Below are 19,323 nucleotides of genomic sequence, written 5' to 3'. Positions count from 1 at the left end.
GCCAAAAGGGGACGGAGGGGATTAAGTCGTTTCCGTCCCGCAATGACGACAAGGCCCGGCATGTCCGGGCCTTGTTCGTTTCAGGAGAGGCTGTCGATCAGGGCTTGCAGCGCAGGATCACGCGCCGCCAGCACCTGGAACAGGCCCAGCGCATGCAGGCCCGGCAGCAGTGCACGCAGATCGGCCTCGGCAGTGGCGCGTGTGGCGGGATCGCTGGACGGATCCTGCCAGTCACGAACGCTGGCGAGGAAGGCACCGACGCTGCCCTTGCGCACGGTGAGGCCGTTCACCTGTACGTCGTTCTGATGGTCGGGAAGGATGTCCTGCGGCTGCATGGATGATGCTCCTGTGGGATCGGGTGCCCAGTGTCCCGCCCGGCCACCGGCACTTCTGCCGTATAACTGCCATTGGATATGGCAGATCAGACATCAACCGCATTGATTGACCCCGCTTTGGCGAACGCTGAAGGCGGCCCCATCGTCATGGCGTCCCAGCTGCGTGTACCCGGACGGCGCCGCACCGCGCGCCACCAGCACCTGCGCGGCCAGTTGCTGGGCGCCCACCAGGGCCTGCTGCGGATCGAGGCCGGCGATCAGCACTGGCTACTGCCGGCAGGGCACGTTGCCTGGATACCGCCTTCGCTGCCCCATGCACTGGTGGGGGCGGAGCGGTTCGATGGCTGGAGCCTGTACTTCAGCGCCGAGGCCTGCCTGGGCCTGCCCGCCACACCGCGCATTTTCCAGCCCAATGCACTGCTGCAGGCTGCGACGACACGTGCGCTGCGATGGCCGCATCAGCCACTGGACGCCGCGCAGACACGACTGGCCGGTGTGATCGCCGATGAGATTGCCGCCAGCACGCCCCTGCCGCTTGCCCTGCCACAACCGCAGGATCGCCGGTTGCGGCAGATCGCAGCGGCGCTGGCACGTTCGCCGGACGACGTTCGCAGCGTCGAATCGTGGGCGGCCGCCAGCGGCCTATCCAGCCGCAGTCTCGCGCGCCGTTGGCAGGCCGAAACGGGAATGACAATGAGCCAGTGGCGGCAACGCCTGCGCGTGCTGCTTGCGCTGCCACGCCTGCTGTCAGGCGAGCCGGTGATCAGCGTCGCGCTGTCGATGGGCTACGACACGCCCAGTGCCTTCATCGCCGTGTTCAAGCGCGAGATGGGGGTGACGCCCGCGCGGTATGGAAAAGGGGACGGAGGGGATTAAGTCGCTTCTGCCCTCCCCCACACCATCTCGCGGCATCGCCTGATGCCCTTCGCGGCCACGGTGGCGGCAGGCTGGTGATTCCTTGAATCCCTCAACTCCCATGCCTCGACAAGCACGCCTGATGTTGGCCGAACAGCCGTACCACGTGACCCAGCGCGGTGTGAACAAGGGGGCTATCTTCGTTGACGATATCGACCGCCAGTTATTCCTGCACCTGATGCACGGCGCGTTCCACAAGCATCAGGTCGCGCTGCACGCGTACGTATTAATGGGCAATCACGTTCATCTATTGGCCACGCCCTCCACGGGTGTGGGTTTGGCCAATGCGATGCGGATGCAGGGCAACAACTATGTCCAGGCGTTCAATCAGCGGCATGAGCGAAGCGGACCGCTGTGGCAGGGCCGCTTCCATTCTTCGATGGTGGACAGCGACGCCTATCTGCTCAGCGTTTATCGCTACATCGAACTCAACCCGGTTCGTGCAGGCATGACAGCCGCTCCGGAAGATCACCCATGGTCGAGCGTGCATGGAAACCTGCGGCGACGCCACGATCCGTTGTTGACAGAACATCCCGTATTTCAGGCGCTCGCCCCGACCCGACAACAGCGCGCAACGCTCTATGCGGAGTTCCTGCTGGACATGAACGCATCCGCTGACCTGCCAGCAATCCGCACCCACAGCGCCGGGCAGCATCCGTTGGGAAATGCAGCGTATCTACGAATGGTGGAACAGACGCTGGGGCGCCCCGTGGTGTTGCGCAAGCGGGGGCGTCCCCGGAAGAAGGGGGCGGAGGGGATAGAAACGACTTAATCCCCTCCGTCCCCTTTTTGCGGTCAGCCGGAGATGGCCAGGCGCTCGTTGTGGTAGCGGCGCACGGCGGCGAACCACAGCACGGCGGCCAGGCCGAGGCTGGCGCCGAGGTAGATGGCCCAGACCGCCGGCGTGATCGTCTCGTGGCGGATCACCTTCAGCAGCATCTGGTTCTGCGACAGGAACGGCACGGCGTACTGCCACATCTCGCTCTTCAGCGGATAGGCCACCAGCGCGTAGCCGGGCATCATCGGCAGCAGCATCAGCCAGGTCATGTGGCTCTGCGCCTCCTTCATGCTCTTGGCGGCGGCCGACAGGAAGGTCAGCAGCGAGGTGCCGATCATCAGCATCGGCAACATCACCAGCAACATCTGCAGCATCGAACCGACGTTCATGTTGAACTGGCGGCCGATGTTGCCGGGCGCGATCTGTGCGCTCACTTTGAACGCCATCAGGGTCAGCAGCAGCGACACGAAACCGACCACGCAGGCGGCCGCGATCTTGCCGCTGACAATGGCGCTGCGCGAGCCCGGCGTGGCAAGCAATGGTTCCAGTGACTGCCGCTCACGCTCGCCGGCGGTGGCGTCCATCACCAGGTAGGCGCCGCCGATGAACGAGGTCAGCGTCAGCAGCACCGGCAGCAGCATCGACAGGATCATGCCGCGCTTGGCCTCGGCACTGGCCAGGTCCTGGCGTGCCACGTCCAGCGGCCGCGCCACCTGTGCGTCGATGCCACGTGCCATCAGGCGCAGCGCGCCGACCTGGCCGTTGTAGGTCGCCAGTGCCGCTTCCAGTCGCGCACTGGGCACTTCTGCGGCGCGGCGGGTGCTGTCCTTGATCACTTCCACCAGCGCCGGCCTGCCGTCGGCCCAGTCCTTGCCGAAGTCATCGCTGATGCGCAGCGCCACGTCGATCTCCTGGCTGCGGATGGCTTCGGCCAGATCCTTCGGTGCAGGGGCAGTATTGAGCCCCTGCGCGGCAAGGAAGCGCACCAGGTTGGGGGCGTTCTCCGCACCGATGGTCGGAATCTGCAGCGGTTGTTCAATCTGGGTGCGCACCCGGCTCTCGGCCAGCTTGCCCATGCCCAACAGCAGCACCGGGTACAGCAGCGGCCCGAACAGCAAGGTCAGCAGCAGCGTGCGGCGATCACGGGAAAGGTCGCGCAGTTCCTTGCGCATCACCGTCATCAGGGTCGACATCATGCTCATGCGTGCAGGCCCTCTTCGCTGCCGATCAGTTTCACGAACGCATCTTCCAGGTTGGATTCGCCGGCCTGCATACGCAGTTCATCGGCGCTGCCGGCGGCCATCACCGTGCCCTTGGCGATGATCACGATGTGATCGCACAGCGCAGCCACCTCCTGCATGATGTGGCTGGACAGGATCACGCAGCGCCCTTCTTCGCGCAGGCCCAGCAGGAAGCGGCGCAGCGCGCGCGTGGTCATCACGTCCAGGCCGTTGGTGGGTTCGTCGAGGATGACATTGCGCGGGTCATGCACCAGCGCGCGGGCGATGGCGGTCTTGGTGCGCTGGCCCTGCGAGAAGCCGTCGGTCTGGCGGTCAAGGATGTCACCCATGTCCAGCGCGTGCGACAGCACCTCGATGCGCTCACGGATACGCTCGGCCGACAGGCCATGCAGTTCGCCGAAGTAGGCGATGTTCTCGCGCGCGGTCAGGCGCTTGTAGACGCCACGCGCATCCGGCAGCACGCCCAGGTGGCGACGCACCTCCACCGGATTGCGCGCAGCGTCGACACCATCGACGCTGATGCTGCCCTGGTCGGGGGTCATCAACGTGTACAGCATGCGCATGGTGGTGGTCTTGCCGGCACCATTGGGCCCCAGCAGGCCGGTGATGCGGCCATCCTCGGCACGGAAGCCGACGTTGGCGACCGCCTGGATGCGGCCCGTGCGGGTGTCGAAAGCCTTGTGCAGGTTGTCGGCGACGATCATGGTTCCCATCCGTTGAACGAGGTGAACGCCGGCACGTAGCTCAGCGTGTCCAGGCAGCCGGCATCCAGCGCCTTGGCATCGGTCTTGTCGATGAACTGGCCGAGCAGGCGCGGCATGCAACCGGCACTCAGCGTGCCGTGGCCCTGGCCGCGGGCGACCAGCGCGCGGCCATTGGGCAGGCCCGTGAGCACCTGTTCGGCATAGCGCGGCGGCGTCACCGGGTCCAGCTCACCGGACAGCAGCAGCGCCGGTACGTCACTGCGCAGCGGCACGGCATTGGCTGCCGGTGCCGGCCGGTGCGGCCATACCGGGCAGGCGGCGAAGAAGGCACTGGCCACGTCGTTGCCGAACAGGCGCTCGGGATCCTCGGCCGGTGCGCGGTAGCGCGGCGCGTCTTCGCTGCAGATCACCGACCACTGCATGCCACGATTGATCTGGAAATCCATGCTGCGGTTCGCACCGCGTGCCAACGACGCCAGCGGTGCATAGCGGCCGTGCGCGGCTTCATCGAGAACCAGCGGCAGCAGCGAGGAATACTGCGGCACGTAGGAGAAGGCGAACGCCAGGCCGATCACACTGTCCGGACTCAGCACATCCTGCCGGGCCTGGTTGGTGCCGGGGTCGCGATACTCCACCGAGACCGGCGCACGGCGCAGGGTCTCGACCACACTGCGCAGCTGCGCGCGGGTGTCGGTCGGGAAGCGCTTGCTGCAGGCGGCATCCTTGCGGCACTGCGCCGATTGCAGGGCGATCGCATCCTCGAACGTTGTGGCGAAATCGCCGCCCACCACCAGCTCATTGGGCACCACGCCATCGATGACGATGCTGCGCGTGTGCTGTGGATAGGCACCGGCATAGCGTTGGGCCACGCGGGTACCGTAGGAGCCGCCGATCAGGTTGATGCGCTCGACACCCAGCGCCTGACGCACCGCATCCAGATCAGCAATCGCCTCGGTGGTGGTGTAGAAGCGCGCATCGGCACGCCCCTGCAGCGAGGCAGCGCAGCGCTCGGCGTAGTCGCGCAGCGACGCTTCAGTGGGTGCGGCGTCCTCGTCCATGGCCAGTTCCTTGCCATCGGCGCCCAGGCAGTTGAGCGGATTGGAACTGCCGGTACCCCGCTGGTCGACCAGGAAGATGTCGCGCTGCTTGCGCACCTGACGCAAGGCGGTGTCGACGATGACCGCCACTTCGCTGGCCGCCTGGCCCGGGCCGCCGGCCAGGAAGAACACCGGGTCAGGCTGGCTGGAGCCACTGCTACCCGATTCCAGCCAGGCGATGCGCAGGTCAATGCGGCGACCCTCGGGCTGGGCCCGGTCCTCCGGCACCTGCAGGGTGGCGCACTGCGCTTCCACATTCGCACTGGCGCCTTCAGTGGACAGCGTGCAGGGCTGGAAATCGATGCTGCCGAAACGGCGGCTTGGCGCATCGGTGGCGCCGTCCGCGCCGGCCGAAGGCGGCTGGCTGCAACCGGCAAGCATCAGGCTGGCCAGCATCCCGGCCAGCGCAAGGTGGTGTCTTTGCATCGTGCTCGTTTCCCCTGGAGGACGTTCCTGCCGACCACGACGGGCTGCCGCGGAAGATGTGACTCAACTTACACGGGCACGGCGTTGTCGGCGATGGGCAGACGCGAAATCTCCGCCGGCGTGGCGCAGGCCAGGCGATCGCGGCCCCCGGCCTTGGCCCGATACAGCGCCGCGTCTGCAGCTGCCAGCAGCGTGGACAGGTCGCCGCGGCCGTCGTCCATGGCCAGGCCGATGCTGGCGGTGACCGTCACCGGCCCGGTGGCCAGACGTGCAGGGTGCTGCTGCAGAGCGATACGGATCTCCGCTGCCCGCGCCCTCGCTTCATCCTGCGTGCTGCCGGCCAGCACCAGCACGAACTCCTCGCCACCGTAGCGGCCCAGCAGAGGATCGCCGCCCGGTATGCAGCGTTGAAGCAACACAGCAAAGTGGCGCAGGACCTGGTCTCCGGCCAGGTGGCCCCAGCGGTCATTGATCTGCTTGAAGTGATCGACGTCGACCAGCAGCAGGGCCAGTGGCCGGCCCTGCCGACGCAGCCGCTGCAGCTGCGCCTGGCCATCGGCCAGCACCGCGCTGCGGTTGAGCAGGCCGGTCAGGCCATCAGTACGCGCCGCACGCCGCAGATCGACCAGCATGCGCTCGACCAGCAGCAGCACCATCGCAAAGCACCGCGCCAGTTCCAGCATCACGCCGGCAAGGTAGGTGACGAACATCGGCGTGCCGGTGCGCATGATGTCCTCACCGGCATCGGGTGCCACCGGCAGGAACAGGCGCACCGCGTACAGGGCCGCCTCGGCCAGGAACACCGCTGCGGCCAGGCGACAGCTGGTCCTCTGCTGCACAGGGGCATGCCGCAGCAGCAGCCACGCGATCCAGCCATCGACCAGCAGCGTGAACACACTGAACACCTGCAGGCGCACGCCCAGGTTCGGCCACAGCACCAGGAAGGCGAAGATGCAGGCCATGAACGTGGTCGCCATCAACAACGGCCGCCACAGCGGCAGCGGCTGCTCAAGGTGCAGTGCCACGCCGCGCAGCATCAGCACCGCGCAGCCGGCCATCGCCGCATTTCCGGCCAGTATGGCCGGCACCAGTGGCAGGTAGGGTCGCAGCGCCAGCAGGGTCACGCCCAGGGTCAGCAGCCACAGGCTCGCGGTCCACAGGCGTAGCACCGGTTGCCCGCGCAGCACCATCAGCAGCAATGAGAACCCCACGGCAATGCCGATGCAGAGCAGGAAGCCAAGCACGGTGATGGTGGGGAAATCCAAGGACATGCGGCACTCGTCGGCCGGGGCGGCGCGCGCATCTTAGCGCCTTGCCGGGCGATCCCCATGGCGCTCTCCGGCCCGAGGGAGATGCGGGGTCTGAAAACGGCGAGCACGGCGGCCGGCGCATGCCCAGAATCCGCGGAAAACCAAGGAGACGCCCATGCATGCGTGGTACCTCGGTGGCATCGACCACCGCCCGTTCCTGCACCTGTTCGAGAAGAGCGACACCGCGCTGGCTGCGCTGGGCATCCAGCGTCGCTGGGCCAGCGAAACAGGAGGACACCCCTGCCGGATCAGCCTGAGCGATCCGCCCGGTGGCAGCGAGCTGCTGCTGTTGTCCCACGTGCACCTGCCCCTGCACTCGCCCTATCACGCCTCGGGCCCGATCTTCGTGCAGCGTGGCGTGACCCGCTGCGTGCTACCGCCGGGTGAAGTACCGCCGTATGTACAGCGCCGGATGATCTCGTTGCGCGCCTATGACCAGGCTGCATTGATGCTGGCCGCAGAGATCAGCGCGGGCACGGATGTCTCCGCTCGGCTGGACACGCTGTTTGCTGACCCTGACGTGGCCTTCGTGCAACTGCACAACGCGGCCCACGGCTGCTTCTCATGCCAGGCGGATCGCGTGGGTGTTGCGCCGACGTAGCCGGATCTCCACGACGTGATCGATGCCACGCCCAACACGTGATCGCCAGCGCATCCGTTCAGTCCCGCGTGAAGCCTGCGGGAAGGGCTTCACACCCACAGTCACGGATCGGCATTTCCATGGTTCCGCACCCTGCGCTGCGACTCGATACTCGCCGTGGTGCCGCCGAAAGTCCGCCGTGCAGCGCAGCTCCTGCGGTCACCGCTCTCTTTCGACGACCACAAGGAAGCGCCATGTCATTCCGATCCACACCGCTGTTGCTGGCCACTTCATTGGCCGCCGCTGGCCTGTTGCTGGCCGGCGATGCATTTGCCCACGGCACCATGACCACGCCGATCAGCCGCGTCTATGCCTGCTTCCAGGGCAATCCCGAGAACCCGACCAATCCGGCGTGTGCCGCCGCCAAGGCTGTCGGTGGATCACAGGCGTTCTACGACTGGAACGGCATCAACCAGGCCAACGCCAACGGCAACCACCAGGCCGTGGTGCCGGACGGCAAGCTGTGCAGCGGCAACAACCCGACCTTCCGCGGCCTGGACGTGAACCGCAGCGACTGGCAGACCACGCCCATCCACGCCGATGCCAATGGCAAGTTCACCTTCGTGTTCAAGGCGACCGCGCCACATGCCACGCGTGACTGGCGCTTCTTCGTCACCCGCGACGGCTGGCAGCCGGGCAGCCCGCTGGGTTGGGCCGATCTGCAGGAGTTCTGCACACTGGGTAATACACCGCTCTCGGCCGATGGCACGTACAAGCTGCAGTGCACCTTGCCGCAGCGCACCGGCCAGCATGTGATCTACAACACCTGGCAGCGCTCGGATTCGACCGAAGCGTTCTATACCTGCATGGACGTGCGCTTTGAAGGCGGCGGCGGTACGACACCGGTACCGCAATGGCAGGATGCCGGCCCGGTCACCGCACGCGGTGAATTGCCGGTTGGCACGACGCTGGCACTGCGCGTGTTCAACGCCAACGGCAACGATGTCGAACGTGTGGAAGCGACGCTGACCAGCGGCCAGACCGCGGCCGCGCAATGGCCCTTGGTACTGGCGCGCAAGGTCAATGGCAGTGCACAGCATGCGCGCGTGGGCGTGCTTGCCAATGGCGTGATCACGCCGTCGGCGTCCGCCACCGAGAACCGCGTATACCTGAAGGACGGCAACCGCTTCCAGCTCGACACCAAGGTGCCGGACCCGGGTACGCCATCGCCGGGCGGTGATTTCGACCACGTCTACCCGGCAGGTATCGGCAGTTATGTGCCGGGCCAGACCGTGGTGAAGAGCAGCGACGGCAAGCTGTATGCCTGCCGCCCGTTCCCGGAAGGTGCGTGGTGCAACGTCAACGCCGAAGCGTACCGACCCGGTGTGGGTGCGGCCTGGCGCGATGCGTGGGTGCCGTACTGACAGCATGGATGAGAGGCGATGCGACCGCATCGCCTCTCCGCACGGTCAGAAAGTGAGCGCTTGATCGCAGAAGCGCACGCGTGGCCATGCATTTCGTAGAAATCCGATGGTGATCAACGGATCGCGCAGGAAGACTCCGCGAGGTTTCCACACTTCGCAAAGGAGTTCCTGCATGCATCTGTCCCATCGGGCCGTCCTCGCACTGTCCGTCGTTGCCGGCCTGACACTGTCCGGCAGCGCCTTCGCCCACGGCACCCTGTCCAAGCCGCTCAGCCGAGTGAAGCAGTGCCATGAGGGCAATCCGGAAAACCCGACAAATCCGGCGTGTGCCGCCGCCAAGGCCATCGGTGGCGCACAGCCGTTCTATGACTGGGCCGGCGTCAACCAGGCCAACGCCAACGGCAACCATCAAGCGGTGGTTCCAGATGGCGAGTTGTGCAGCGGCGGCAACAGCAAGTACCGCGGCCTAGATCTGAACCGCAGTGACTGGCCGACCTCGCCGATCCGCGCCGATTCGCGTGGGCGTTACACCTTCGAGTTCAAGGCGCCGGCCGCGCATGCCACCCGCGAGTGGAAGTTCTACGTCACCCGCGACGGTTGGCAGCCGGGCAGCCCGTTGCGCTGGGCCGACCTGCAGGAATTCTGCACGCTGGGCAATGTGCCGGTCTCCGGCGACGTCTACAAGCTGGATTGCCCGCTGCCCAAGCGCAGCGGCCAACACGTCATCTACAACACCTGGCAGCGCTCGGATTCCGGTGAAGCGTTCTATACCTGCGCGGACGTGCGCTTCGAGGGGGGCGGTGGCGTGACCCCACCGCCGCAGTGGCAGGATGCAGGCCCGGTCACCGCCCGCGGTGCGCTGGACGTGGGCACCACCGTGACCCTGCGCGTGTTCAACGCCCAGGGCAACGACCTGGAACGCCCGGAGATCACCCTGGCTGCGGGTCAGACCGCTGCGAACCAGTGGCCGCTGGCACTGGCCCGCAAGGTCAATGGCAGCGCCCAGCAAGCACGCGTGGGCGTGATGACGAATGGCGTGATCACGCCTGTCGCCTCGGCCACCGAGAACCGCGTCTATCTGAAGCCGGGCAACCGCTTCCAGATCGATACCCACCTACCGGGCCCGGTCGATCCGGTCGATCCGCCGCCGGGCGACTACGACTTCGTGTATCCGGCCGGTATCGGCAGCTACAAGCCGGGCGAAACCGTGGTCAAGGGCACCGACGGCAAGCTCTACGCCTGCCGCCCGTTCCCGGAAGGTGCGTGGTGCAACATCAACGCCGATGCCTATCGCCCGGGCACCGGTTTCGCCTGGCGCGATGCCTGGATCGCGTACTGAGGCGGGGGACCGGGGGCGGCGCGATGCCGCCTCCGGTTCGTGCGGTTGCCGGCCAGCGGCCGGCACTACGGGGATTGTGGGGCTGCCGGCCAGCCTATTTGCTGCTGACGTACTTCTCGCGGCGGATCTGCGGGTTGCCCAGGCCGGCGGCCTTGAGCAGATCGGCGCAGGCATCGACCATGTCCGGATTGCCGCACAGGTAGACGATGTCGGTGGCCGGGTCCGGCGTGAAGCCGGCCAGTGCCTGCTGCACGTAACCGTGCTGCACGTCCGGGTGCGGATCAACCGGCAATTCGCGCGACAGGCACGGCACATAGCGGAAGTTCGGGTGCTTTTCGGCGAAGCTGTAGAAATCTTCGCTGTACAGCAACTCACCCGGGCTGCGCGCGCCCTGCAGCAGCACGATCTGCACCCCGCGGTCGGCCATGGCCTTCTCCAGCAGCGGCAGCATCGAGCGGTACGGGGTGACGCCGGTGCCGGTGGCAATCAGCAGGTAACGGGCATTGTGGTCGCCGGGATTCAGGCAGAAGCGGCCATAGGGGCCGGATGCACTGATCTGGCTGCCGTGCTGCAGTGCTTCGAACAACGCCGTGGCGGCGCCACCGGGCACGAAACTGACCGCGATATCCACCGCCTCGCCCGGGCCCAGCGCATGGTCATGGATGGTCGCCAGCGAATAGCTGCGCTTGGTCTCGGTGCCGTCGGCGTAGCTGAAATGGACCTGGATGAACTGGCCGGGCTGGAAATCCAGCGGCTGCCCATCATCACGCACGAACTGGTAGTGGCCGACGGTCGGGGCCAGCATGCGGCAGCCGACCAGCTTGAGGGGGAATTGAACAGGCACGACTTTTCGGGACAGTGTGTAGCCGGGGCAAGCCCTCGGGGTCTTCTATAATAGCCCCTCCCCTCCCCTCCCCGCCCCTCTCCAGCGCCAGCCCATGGGCGCGAAGGCTTCGAGCTTGGCTTCCCTGAACGATACGGCGCCCGCCCTGCGCGTGCGCGACCTGCGCAAGACCTACGACAACGGCACCCAGGCCCTGAAGGGCGTTTCCCTGGAAGTGGCCCCGGGCGACTTCTTCGCCCTGCTCGGCCCCAATGGCGCCGGCAAGTCGACCCTGATCGGCATCATCAGCTCCCTGGTCAACCTCAGCGAGGGCCAGGTGGAAGTGTTCGGCAGCGACCTGGTGCGCAGCCGCAGCGCCACCATGCGCCTGATCGGCCTGGTGCCGCAGGAAATCAACTTCAACCTGTTCGAAAAACCCTTCGACATCCTGGTGAACTACGCCGGCTTCTACGGCGTGCCGCGTGCCGAAGCGGAGAAGATGGCCGAAGAAGAACTCAAGCGCGCCCACCTGTGGGAAAAGGCGCAGGTGATGAGCCGCACCCTGTCCGGCGGCATGAAGCGCCGGCTGATGATCGCCCGCGCGATGATGACCCGCCCGCGCCTGCTGATCCTGGACGAGCCGACCGCCGGCGTGGACATCGAGATCCGCCGCGACATGTGGCGCGTGCTGAAGGAGATCAATGCCGCCGGCACCACGATCATCCTCACCACCCACTACCTGGAAGAGGCAGAGTACCTGTGCCGCCACCTGGCGATCATCAACCATGGCCAGATCGTCGAGCAGGGGCCGATGCGTACCCTGCTGGCCAAACTGGACGTGGAAGGCTTCCTGCTGGATATCGACGGTGACCTGCCGGCACAGCTGCCGGTGATCGAAGGCGCGACCCTGACCGCGCCGGACCCGCACACGCTGGACATCGACATGCCGCGCGCGATGGATCTCAACCGCGTGTTCGCCACGCTCAACGAAGCCGGCATCCGCGTGCGTTCGATGCGTACCAAGAGCAACCGCCTGGAGGAGCTGTTCGTGCGCCTCACCGGCAACCTGGAGAAGCCTGCATGAGCACCACCGAGCTGACCGACGGCCAGCGCAACCGCGTCGCGCTGATGACCATCGTGCGCCGTGAAGTCGCCCGCATCATGCGCATCTGGGGCCAGACCCTGGTGCCGCCTGCGATCACCATGACCCTGTACTTCCTGATCTTCGGCGGCCTGATCGGCTCTCGCGTGGGGGACATGGGCGGCTACAGCTACATGCAGTTCATCGTGCCGGGCCTGGTGATGATGAGCGTGATCCAGAACAGCTACGGCAACATCAGCTCCTCGTTCTTCGGCGCCAAGTTCGGCCGCCACGTGGAGGAGCTGCTGGTCAGCCCGATGCCGAACTGGGTGATCCTGTGGGGTTATGTGGCAGGTGCCGTACTGCGCGGCCTGATGGTGGGCGTGATCGTGCTGATCATCGCCATGTTCTTCACTCCGGTGCGCATTCCGCACCCGCTGGTGACGCTGACCACGGTGATCCTGGGCGCGACGATCTTCTCGCTGGCGGGCTTCATCAACGCGGTGTATGCAAAGAAGTTCGATGACGTGGCGATCGTGCCGACCTTCATCCTGACCCCGCTGACCTACCTGGGTGGCGTGTTCTATTCGGTGAAGCTGCTGCCGGGCTGGGCCGAAGCGGCCACCCATGCGAACCCGATCTTCTACATGGTCAATGCATTCCGCTATGGCCTGCTGGGCAGCAGCGATGTGCCGGTGGTGGTGGCCTACGCGCTGATGATCGGCTTCGTGGTGGTGCTGACAGCGCTGGCACTGTGGCTGCTGCGCCGTGGCGTGGGCATGCGCAGCTGAGGGTGGCCTGCAGGGCCTGCGGCCCTGCACCCGCCGAATCAACGTCAACTTCAACGGCAAAAGCTGACTATCCGGGGGATGGCGGGGAGTCGTTCTGCGCTGCTGTTGGTAGGTGTCTACCTTGGTCGACACGGTAGATCCACGCCATGCGTGGATGGAGCGTTCACGGTAAGGCCGATGCTCGGCTCTTTTCGTTTGGGATTGCCGCTAGGCTGTGGTCATGAAGATCTCTTCCATTCCATTGGACAAGGCCGTTGTGGACGGCCCCATCGATGCCTTCAGCCGCGCGTTGCTGGGCGATTCGCCCTCGCTGGCTGAGGTGCTGGAATACCTGGCATCACTACGCACTGCCGATCCCCGGTATCGCTACCTATGCACGCTCGATGATGCGGGCCAGTGCCGTTACACCAGCATGCATGCGTCCGATGACGCACGCATCGCGCTGTACGAGGACGAAGAGCCGGCAACCCCCGAAGATGCGTTGGCGGCACGCGAGCGGTCGCTGGCACATGTCATCGCGCAGCTGGAGAATTCCTCCCATCGGCTGGAATGGACCGCGCTGGCGGGCACCTTGCTATGCAATGACGCAGACATCGAGGCGCTGGTCGCGGCCAATGCTGCGCCGGATCTGATCGTCGATGCCGTGGTCTGCGTGCAGCAGGTGCCGGTGGACCGCGATGACCTCCTGATCGCCGCCCTGCCCAACGGTTACTTCAGCGCGGACTGGGACCTCTTCCAGAACCACGCCCTGATACGGCATCTGCAGGAGCGCTACGACTACCACCTGTTCGGGCTTGGCGCATCGTGGCTCGGCTTCCAGCGCGACAGCGCACCGTCGCCTGTACAGGCGAACGCGTTGGTCGCTGACCTGCAGCGTGTCTACGCTGCCGGAACAGACGTCACCTGGTCACAACTGGCCGCAACGCTGGCCACCCGCACCACGTTGTTGCTGGGTTACACCGAAGACTTCAGTGAACAGCTGCCCTGAGCACCGCCCTGCACGAGCGAGCACAGCGAGCGAACCGCTTCCGCTCTTGATCTGCTTCCCGTAGTTGCCGCGCCCGGCCAACCCCAATGAACAGTGCTTTCCGCGAACCACCACAAGGAGCTCAGCGGTTGGCTGCAATCTCCGGCACAATCGCAGTTCTGATTCCCCCAGAACACGGTGAACGTGCAATGCGCATCCTGATTCTCGGCGCCGGCGGTACCGGCGGTTACTTCGGTGGTCGCCTGGCCCAGGCCGGCGTCGACGTGACCTTCCTCGCCCGCCCCGCGCGCGCCGCACAGCTGGATCGCGATGGCCTGGTCATCCGCAGCCCGCTCGGCGATGCCAGCTTCCCGGTGCAGCACGTCACCGCCGATGCGCTACCCGCATTGGCCGCGCAGAAGCCGTTCGATCTGGTCATCCTCAGCTGCAAGGCCTACGACCTCGACAGCTCGATCGACGCCATCGCACCGGCTGTGGGCGCGAACACCACCGTGCTGCCGATTCTCAACGGCCTGCATCACTACAACGCACTGGACCTGCGCTTCGGTCACGACGCCGTGCTCGGTGGCCTGTGCTTCATCAGCGCCACCAAGGCGGCCGATGGCGCGGTGCTGCACCTGGGCAAGCCGGCCAAACTCACCTTCGGCGAGCGCGATGGCGGTGCGGTCTCCGCGCGCGTACGTGCCTTCGCCACCGCCTGCGCGCAGGCCAATCTTGATCACCTGGCCAGCGAACAGATCGGCCAGGAACAGTGGATCAAGTACACCTTCCTCACCGCGCTGGCCGCTGCTACCTGCCTGCTGCGTGCGGACATCGGCACCATCGTCGCCACCGATGATGGCGAGGCGATCGTACGTGGCCTGTACGACGAATGCCTGGCCGTGGCCGAAGCTGCAGGTGAGCCGATTCCCGATGCCGCGCAGGACACTGCACGCGGCACCCTCACCCAGGCCGGCTCGGCGTTGAAGGCGTCGATGCTGCGCGATCTGGAAGCGGGCCAGCAGGTGGAGGCCGAACAGATTGTCGGCGACATGCTCGTGCGTGCACGCAAGGCCGACCAGGAAGGCCTGCTGCTGCAGGTCGCCTACAGCAGCCTGCAGGCCTATCAGGCACTGCGCAGCGCGTGAGCCTCCCGTTGCAGGCCAGTGCGCTGCCGTCGCGGGTCCTGATCCTCGGCATGGGCTGGAGCGGATGCGTGCTGGCAGCGCATCTGCAGGCGCTGGGTGTGAGGGTCGTCGGCACGGTACGCGATCCGGCATCGGCGCCAGACGACGGCCTGCTGCGGCATTCACTACGCACCGGCGCCACGCCATCCAGGACCCGGCTTGATGAGATCGCGCAGACCGAGGCCGTACTGTGCAGCGTGCCACCCGATGCCGAGGGTGACCCGGCACTGCGCCTGCTGCTGCCGGCACTGCAGGACAGTCCGGCACTGCGTTGGATGGGCTACCTGTCGTCCACGTCGGTGTATGCCGACCGTGCCGGTGGCTGGATCGACGAGAGCAGTGAAGCCGATGCCACCGACGACGCCGGCGTGCAGCGCAGAAGGGCCGAGGCCCAGTGGCGTGCGCTGGCGGAGCAGCGCGGCATTGCCTCGGCGGTGTTCCGCCTGCCCGGCCTGTACGGCCCCGGACGCAATGCGCTGCTGCAGTTGTCAAAGGGCCGAGCCCGCCATGTGGTTCGGCCGGGCCTGGTGTTCAATCGCCTGCATGTAGAGGATCTGGCGGCAGTGATCATCGCCGCGATGCAACGACCCGCCCCGCACGCGCTGTACCTGCCCAGCGACGACGAGCCGGCACCGCCGCAGGATGTGCTGGCCTTCGCCGCGCAGCTGGGCGGGTTTGCGATGCCGCCTGCCGTGGCCTGGGACGATCCGGCACTGAGCCCGACGCTGCGGCGCTTCTACGAGAGCAACAAGCGCATCGACAGTCGTGGCACGCGTGAAGCGCTGGCGTGGCAGCCGCGCTTCCCCAGCTACCGTGAGGGCCTGCGCGACCTGCTCCGGTAGTGCCGGCCGCTGGCCGGCAATCAATCGTGTTGCCGGCCAGCGGCCGGCACTACCCGATCAACCGGCGTCAGGCAGGCGGAAGAACGCACGCGTCGCGGCAGCCGCGTTGGCCGCCGTTACTGCCACGTCCTCGCCACGGTCACGCGCCAGTTCTTCCACGATGTGCGAGAGGAACATCGGTTCGTTGCGGCGGTCCTTCGGCAGTGGCTTCAGCGTGCGCGGCAGCAGGTACGGTGCGTCGGTCTCGATCATCAGGCGATTGGCCGGGATGTTCTTCACCAGTTCGCGCAGGTGCGCCCCGCGGCGCTCGTCGCACAGCCAACCGGTGATGCCGATGTACCAGTCCTGGTCCAGGTAATCGAACAGCTCGTCGCGTTCGCCGGTGAAGCAATGCACCACCGCCGGGCCGATGCGTCCCTCGAAGTTCTTCATCTGCGCCATGAAATCGGCATGCGCATCGCGCTGGTGCAGGAACAGCGGCTTGCCATTGTCTGCGGCCAGCTGCAGCTGGCGCTCGAACGCCCGGTGCTGCGCCGGGCGCGGCGAGAAGTCACGGAAGTAGTCCAGTCCGCACTCGCCTACTGCCACCACTTCCGGATGGGCATGCAGCGCGCGCATCTCGGCGTCGCATTCCTCGGTGTATTCCACCGCGTGGTGCGGATGCACGCCGGCGGTGGCGTACAGGAAACCGGGGTGCTGCTGCGCCAGCTGCAGGGCCAGCGGCGAGTGCTCGCGGCTGGCACCGGTAATGACCATCTGCACCACGCCGGCCTGCCGCGCGCGGTCCAGTACGGCGTCGCGGTCGCGGTCGAAGGAGTCGTGAGTCAGGTTGGCGCCGATATCGATCAGGTGCATGGTCATCGCGGGGGAAAAGTGCCCGCGCATTGTACCTGTGGCCGCCGTGGCCCCTTATCCTTTGCACATGAACGCCCCGCTCTTCCCGATCTCCCCGCTGCTGCCGCAGATCCAGCAGCACCTGGCCGTACACCCTCGGCTGGTGCTGGAAGCGCCACCCGGCGCCGGCAAGACCACCCAGGTGCCGCTGGCCCTGTTGGATGCGCCGTGGCTGCAGGGGCGGAAGATCATCCTGCTGGAGCCGCGCCGCGTGGCCGCACGCAGCGCAGCGCTGTTCATGGCGCGTCAGCTGGGCGAAGAGGTGGGCGGCACCGTCGGCTACCGTATCCGCTTCGAGAACAAGGTCTCGGCACGCACGCGGGTCGAGGTGGTCACCGAAGGCATTCTGACCCGAATGCTGCAGGACGACCCGATGCTGGAGGCGGTCGGCGCGATCCTGTTCGATGAGTTCCACGAACGCCACCTCAGTGGTGACCTCGGGCTGGCCCTGGCGCTGGACGTGCAGGCGCAGCTGCGCGATGACCTGCGCCTGGTGGTGATGTCGGCAACGCTGGACGGCGAACGGCTGGCGCGCTTTCTCGATGCCCCGCGGCTGAGCAGCGAGGGCCGCAGCTACCCGGTGGCGGTCAGTCACTTCCCGGCGCGCCGCGACGAAGCGCTTGAGCTGCAGGTGCGCCGCGCGGTGCAGCAGGCCCTGGCCGAACACCCCGGTGACCTGCTGGTGTTCCTGCCCGGTCAGCGCGAGATCGCGCGGGTGCAGGCCGGCCTGCAGGAAACACTGGATGGTGGCGTCGAAGTGCTGGCCCTGCACGGCGAACTGCCGGTGGAACAGCAGGCACGCGTGCTGCAGGCGGCCAGCGATGGCCGCCGTCGCGTGGTGCTGGCCACCAACGTCGCCGAGTCTTCGGTGACCCTGCCCGGCGTGCGCGTGGTGATCGACAGCGGTCAGGCGCGCGAGCCGCGCTACGACCCCAACAGCGGCTTCACCCGGCTGGACGTGGTGGCCATCGCGCAGGCGTCAGCCGACCAGCGCGCAGGTCGCGCAGGTCGCGTGGCCGAAGGCGTGGCCTGGCGGTTGTGGCCACAGTCGCAGCGGCTGGAGCCACAGCGCCGCGCCGAGATCGATCAGGTGGAACTGGCCGGACTGGCGCTGGAACTGGCCGCCTGGGGCAGCAGCGACCTGCGCTTTCTCGATCCACCGCCAGCGGGCCCGATGGGTGCGGCGCGCGAACTGCTGCAGCGGCTGGGCGCGCTGTCCAGCAGTGGTGCGATCACCGCACTGGGCCGCCGTGTGCTGGCGCTGGGCACGCACCCGCGCATGGCGGCGATGCTGCTGGCCGCGCCCGATGCGCGTGCACAGGCACTGGCCGCCGATCTGGCCGCGCTGCTCGAGGCACGCGACCCGCTGCGCCAGGGCGGTGACGCGCTGGCGGCCCGCTGGCGCGCACTGGCCGCGTTCCGCAACGGCCGCGCGCCGGGCGATGCCAACCGCAGCGGGCTGGCCACCATTGATGCTGCTGCCAAGCAGTGGCGTCGCCGCCTGCGCTGCGAGGCCGCGCCGCCCAGCAGCATCGAAGCGCATGAGCTGGGCGACCTGCTGGCCCATGCCTTCCCCGATCGCATCGGTTTCCAGCACCCCAGCGATCCGCTGCGCTACCTGCTGGCCAACGGCCGCAGCGCGCGCCTGCACGAACTGAGCGACCTGCGCGGCGAGCCGTGGCTGGTGGTCAGCGAGCTGCGCTATGAAGCACGTGATGCGCTGCTGCTGCGCGCCGCGCCGGTGGACGAAGGCGCGTTGCGCAAGGGCTGGCCGGAGCGCTTCATCACCGAAGATGTGGTGCGCTGGGACAGCGAGCGCCGCGCCCTGGTGGCACTGCGCGAAACCCGTTTCGACCGCATCGTGCTGGACAGCCGCTCGGCCGGGCGGGTCGATCCGCAGCACGCCGCGCAGGCACTGACCGACGCGGTGGCCGAACTCGGCCTGCAGGCACTGCCGTGGACCGAAGGCCTGCGCCAATGGCAGGCACGGGTGGAATCGCTGCGGCGCTGGATACCGGAACTGGATCTGCCCGACTGCAGCGATGCGGCCCTGCTGGCCAACCGCGCGCAGTGGCTGCAGCCCGCGTTCGCCGGCAAGAGCCGTCTGGATGCGCTGGACGAAGCCAGCTTCGGCGAGGCGCTGAAGTCGCCCTTGGAGTGGTCACAACGGCAGCTGGTCGAACGCCATGCACCGACCCGCATCACCGTGCCCTCAGGACTGGAGCGGCCGATCAGCTATGCGCTGGACAGTGAGAGCGGCGATCCGCTGCCGCCGGTGCTGGCGGTGAAGCTGCAGGAGCTGTTCGGACTGGCCGACACGCCGCGTATCGCCGATGGTCGCGTGCCACTGACGCTGCACCTGCTGTCACCCGGCGGGCGGCCGCTGCAGGTCACCCAGGATCTGCGCAATTTCTGGGAAAACACCTACGCCGAGGTGAAGAAGGAGATGAAGGGCCGCTACCCACGCCACCCGTGGCCGGATGATCCGTGGACAGCGACGGCCACGCATCGGGCCAAGCCGCGCGGGACCTGAAGGCGGGGGTCGGATCTCTTTGCAACGCAAAGGGCTCTGACCCCGGGTGCGGCCGG

General features: G+C 67.0%; 18 protein-coding genes. 11 read left to right on the top strand and 7 right to left on the bottom strand.

The genetic code is table 11. The features are described 5' to 3' along the window. Positions 1-80 precede the first annotated feature (80 nt). Positions 81-335, bottom strand: coding sequence for a hypothetical protein (locus ABR323_RS10060; protein WP_439449193.1), 255 nt, complete (start codon positions 333-335; stop codon positions 81-83). A 78-nt stretch (positions 336-413) separates the two neighbouring features. Between ABR323_RS10060 and ABR323_RS10055 the strand changes: the two genes are divergently transcribed. Together ABR323_RS10055 and ABR323_RS10050 are read left to right on the top strand one after the other, a co-directional pair. Further along, a complete protein-coding gene (locus ABR323_RS10055; protein ID WP_439449192.1) occupies positions 414-1,211 on the top strand; it encodes an AraC family transcriptional regulator in 798 nt (265 codons plus the stop codon). Positions 1,212-1,311: 100 nt separating this feature from the next. After that, on the top strand, positions 1,312-2,022 hold the full coding sequence (locus tag ABR323_RS10050) for a transposase (protein WP_439449191.1): 711 nt from the start codon (positions 1,312-1,314) through the stop codon (positions 2,020-2,022). Positions 2,023-2,045: 23 nt separating this feature from the next. Here ABR323_RS10050 and ABR323_RS10045 read toward each other — a convergent pair whose 3' ends face one another. From ABR323_RS10045 to ABR323_RS10030, 4 genes are all read right to left on the bottom strand, one after another. Further along, a complete protein-coding gene (locus ABR323_RS10045; RefSeq protein ID WP_439449190.1) occupies positions 2,046-3,230 on the bottom strand; it encodes an ABC transporter permease in 1,185 nt (394 codons plus the stop codon). Beyond that, a complete protein-coding gene (locus ABR323_RS10040; protein WP_439449189.1) occupies positions 3,227-3,973 on the bottom strand; it encodes an ABC transporter ATP-binding protein in 747 nt (248 codons plus the stop codon). The genes ABR323_RS10045 and ABR323_RS10040 overlap by 4 nt, the downstream gene beginning before the upstream one ends. After that, complete coding sequence (locus tag ABR323_RS10035; RefSeq protein ID WP_439449188.1) at positions 3,970-5,496, bottom strand: alpha/beta hydrolase; 1,527 nt, start codon at positions 5,494-5,496, stop codon at positions 3,970-3,972. The genes ABR323_RS10040 and ABR323_RS10035 overlap by 4 nt, the downstream gene beginning before the upstream one ends. A 68-nt stretch (positions 5,497-5,564) precedes the next feature. Then, on the bottom strand, positions 5,565-6,767 hold the full coding sequence (locus ABR323_RS10030) for a GGDEF domain-containing protein (protein ID WP_439449187.1): 1,203 nt from the start codon (positions 6,765-6,767) through the stop codon (positions 5,565-5,567). 154 nt (positions 6,768-6,921) lie between these two features. Between ABR323_RS10030 and ABR323_RS10025 the strand changes: the two genes are divergently transcribed. The 3 genes from ABR323_RS10025 (at position 6,922) to ABR323_RS10015 (ending at position 10,149) form a co-directional block, all read left to right on the top strand. Continuing rightward, positions 6,922-7,407: a DUF1203 domain-containing protein gene (locus ABR323_RS10025; protein WP_439449186.1), complete on the top strand. Its 486-nt coding sequence runs from the start codon at positions 6,922-6,924 to the stop codon at positions 7,405-7,407. A gap of 233 nt (positions 7,408-7,640) precedes the next feature. Further along, positions 7,641-8,810: a lytic polysaccharide monooxygenase gene (locus ABR323_RS10020; RefSeq protein WP_439449185.1), complete on the top strand. Its 1,170-nt coding sequence runs from the start codon at positions 7,641-7,643 to the stop codon at positions 8,808-8,810. A 172-nt stretch (positions 8,811-8,982) separates the two neighbouring features. Next, complete coding sequence (locus ABR323_RS10015; protein ID WP_439449184.1) at positions 8,983-10,149, top strand: lytic polysaccharide monooxygenase; 1,167 nt, start codon at positions 8,983-8,985, stop codon at positions 10,147-10,149. Between the two features lie 94 nt (positions 10,150-10,243). Here ABR323_RS10015 and ABR323_RS10010 read toward each other — a convergent pair whose 3' ends face one another. Further along, the gene (locus ABR323_RS10010; protein ID WP_439449183.1) at positions 10,244-10,993 is read right to left on the bottom strand and encodes a ferredoxin--NADP reductase; all 750 of its coding nucleotides are present in this window, start codon (positions 10,991-10,993) and stop codon (positions 10,244-10,246) included. Positions 10,994-11,087: 94 nt separating this feature from the next. On the opposite strand from ABR323_RS10010, the gene ABR323_RS10005 reads away from it, so the two are divergent. The 5 genes from ABR323_RS10005 to ABR323_RS09985 all read left to right on the top strand — a co-directional run bounded on the left by ABR323_RS10005 (position 11,088) and on the right by ABR323_RS09985 (position 15,840). Further along, complete coding sequence (locus ABR323_RS10005) at positions 11,088-12,056, top strand: ABC transporter ATP-binding protein (protein ID WP_167796848.1); 969 nt, start codon at positions 11,088-11,090, stop codon at positions 12,054-12,056. Further along, positions 12,053-12,844, top strand: coding sequence for an ABC transporter permease (locus ABR323_RS10000; RefSeq protein ID WP_006401065.1), 792 nt, complete (start codon positions 12,053-12,055; stop codon positions 12,842-12,844). The genes ABR323_RS10005 and ABR323_RS10000 overlap by 4 nt, the downstream gene beginning before the upstream one ends. Positions 12,845-13,064: 220 nt before the next feature. Further along, positions 13,065-13,832: a hypothetical protein gene (locus tag ABR323_RS09995; protein WP_439449182.1), complete on the top strand. Its 768-nt coding sequence runs from the start codon at positions 13,065-13,067 to the stop codon at positions 13,830-13,832. A 188-nt stretch (positions 13,833-14,020) separates the two neighbouring features. Continuing rightward, on the top strand, positions 14,021-14,959 hold the full coding sequence (panE, locus tag ABR323_RS09990; RefSeq protein WP_439449181.1) for a 2-dehydropantoate 2-reductase: 939 nt from the start codon (positions 14,021-14,023) through the stop codon (positions 14,957-14,959). Beyond that, positions 14,956-15,840 carry an NAD-dependent epimerase/dehydratase family protein gene (locus ABR323_RS09985; protein ID WP_439449180.1) on the top strand — a complete coding sequence of 295 codons (885 nt, stop codon included), beginning with the start codon at positions 14,956-14,958 and terminating at the stop codon, positions 15,838-15,840. Before panE ends, ABR323_RS09985 begins: the two co-directional genes overlap by 4 nt. Before the next feature lie 57 nt (positions 15,841-15,897). Here ABR323_RS09985 and ABR323_RS09980 read toward each other — a convergent pair whose 3' ends face one another. After that, positions 15,898-16,695: a TatD family hydrolase gene (locus tag ABR323_RS09980; protein WP_439449179.1), complete on the bottom strand. Its 798-nt coding sequence runs from the start codon at positions 16,693-16,695 to the stop codon at positions 15,898-15,900. Positions 16,696-16,762: 67 nt separating this feature from the next. Here ABR323_RS09980 and hrpB point away from each other — a divergent pair, with 67 nt between their 5' ends. Beyond that, complete coding sequence (hrpB, locus tag ABR323_RS09975; RefSeq protein WP_439449178.1) at positions 16,763-19,267, top strand: ATP-dependent helicase HrpB; 2,505 nt, start codon at positions 16,763-16,765, stop codon at positions 19,265-19,267. Positions 19,268-19,323: the final 56 nt, after the last annotated feature.

It is taken from the genome of Stenotrophomonas sp. ATs4, assembly GCF_051861585.1.
In the GTDB taxonomy this organism is placed as follows: Bacteria; Pseudomonadota; Gammaproteobacteria; order Xanthomonadales; family Xanthomonadaceae; genus Stenotrophomonas; species Stenotrophomonas maltophilia_AS.
The sequence above is the reverse complement of the archived record's forward strand: the minus strand, read 5'-3'. Positions and strand labels throughout refer to the sequence as shown.

What these genes read in the sequence shown, in the direction of transcription:
- ABR323_RS10005 (WP_167796848.1), top strand. Translation starts at nt 11,088, where the DNA reads ATGGGCGCGAAGGCTTCGAGCTTGGCTTCCCTGAACGATACGGCGCCC.
- ABR323_RS10035 (WP_439449188.1), bottom strand. Translation starts at nt 5,496, where the DNA reads ATGCAAAGACACCACCTTGCGCTGGCCGGGATGCTGGCCAGCCTGATG.
- hrpB (WP_439449178.1), top strand. Translation starts at nt 16,763, where the DNA reads ATGAACGCCCCGCTCTTCCCGATCTCCCCGCTGCTGCCGCAGATCCAG.
- ABR323_RS10040 (WP_439449189.1), bottom strand. Translation starts at nt 3,973, where the DNA reads ATGATCGTCGCCGACAACCTGCACAAGGCTTTCGACACCCGCACGGGC.
- ABR323_RS10030 (WP_439449187.1), bottom strand. Translation starts at nt 6,767, where the DNA reads ATGTCCTTGGATTTCCCCACCATCACCGTGCTTGGCTTCCTGCTCTGC.
- ABR323_RS10020 (WP_439449185.1), top strand. Translation starts at nt 7,641, where the DNA reads ATGTCATTCCGATCCACACCGCTGTTGCTGGCCACTTCATTGGCCGCC.
- panE (WP_439449181.1), top strand. Translation starts at nt 14,021, where the DNA reads ATGCGCATCCTGATTCTCGGCGCCGGCGGTACCGGCGGTTACTTCGGT.
- ABR323_RS10045 (WP_439449190.1), bottom strand. Translation starts at nt 3,230, where the DNA reads ATGAGCATGATGTCGACCCTGATGACGGTGATGCGCAAGGAACTGCGC.
- ABR323_RS09980 (WP_439449179.1), bottom strand. Translation starts at nt 16,695, where the DNA reads ATGCACCTGATCGATATCGGCGCCAACCTGACTCACGACTCCTTCGAC.
- ABR323_RS10015 (WP_439449184.1), top strand. Translation starts at nt 8,983, where the DNA reads ATGCATCTGTCCCATCGGGCCGTCCTCGCACTGTCCGTCGTTGCCGGC.
- ABR323_RS09995 (WP_439449182.1), top strand. Translation starts at nt 13,065, where the DNA reads ATGAAGATCTCTTCCATTCCATTGGACAAGGCCGTTGTGGACGGCCCC.
- ABR323_RS10000 (WP_006401065.1), top strand. Translation starts at nt 12,053, where the DNA reads ATGAGCACCACCGAGCTGACCGACGGCCAGCGCAACCGCGTCGCGCTG.
- ABR323_RS10055 (WP_439449192.1), top strand. Translation starts at nt 414, where the DNA reads ATGGCAGATCAGACATCAACCGCATTGATTGACCCCGCTTTGGCGAAC.
- ABR323_RS10060 (WP_439449193.1), bottom strand. Translation starts at nt 335, where the DNA reads ATGCAGCCGCAGGACATCCTTCCCGACCATCAGAACGACGTACAGGTG.
- ABR323_RS10050 (WP_439449191.1), top strand. Translation starts at nt 1,312, where the DNA reads ATGCCTCGACAAGCACGCCTGATGTTGGCCGAACAGCCGTACCACGTG.
- ABR323_RS10025 (WP_439449186.1), top strand. Translation starts at nt 6,922, where the DNA reads ATGCATGCGTGGTACCTCGGTGGCATCGACCACCGCCCGTTCCTGCAC.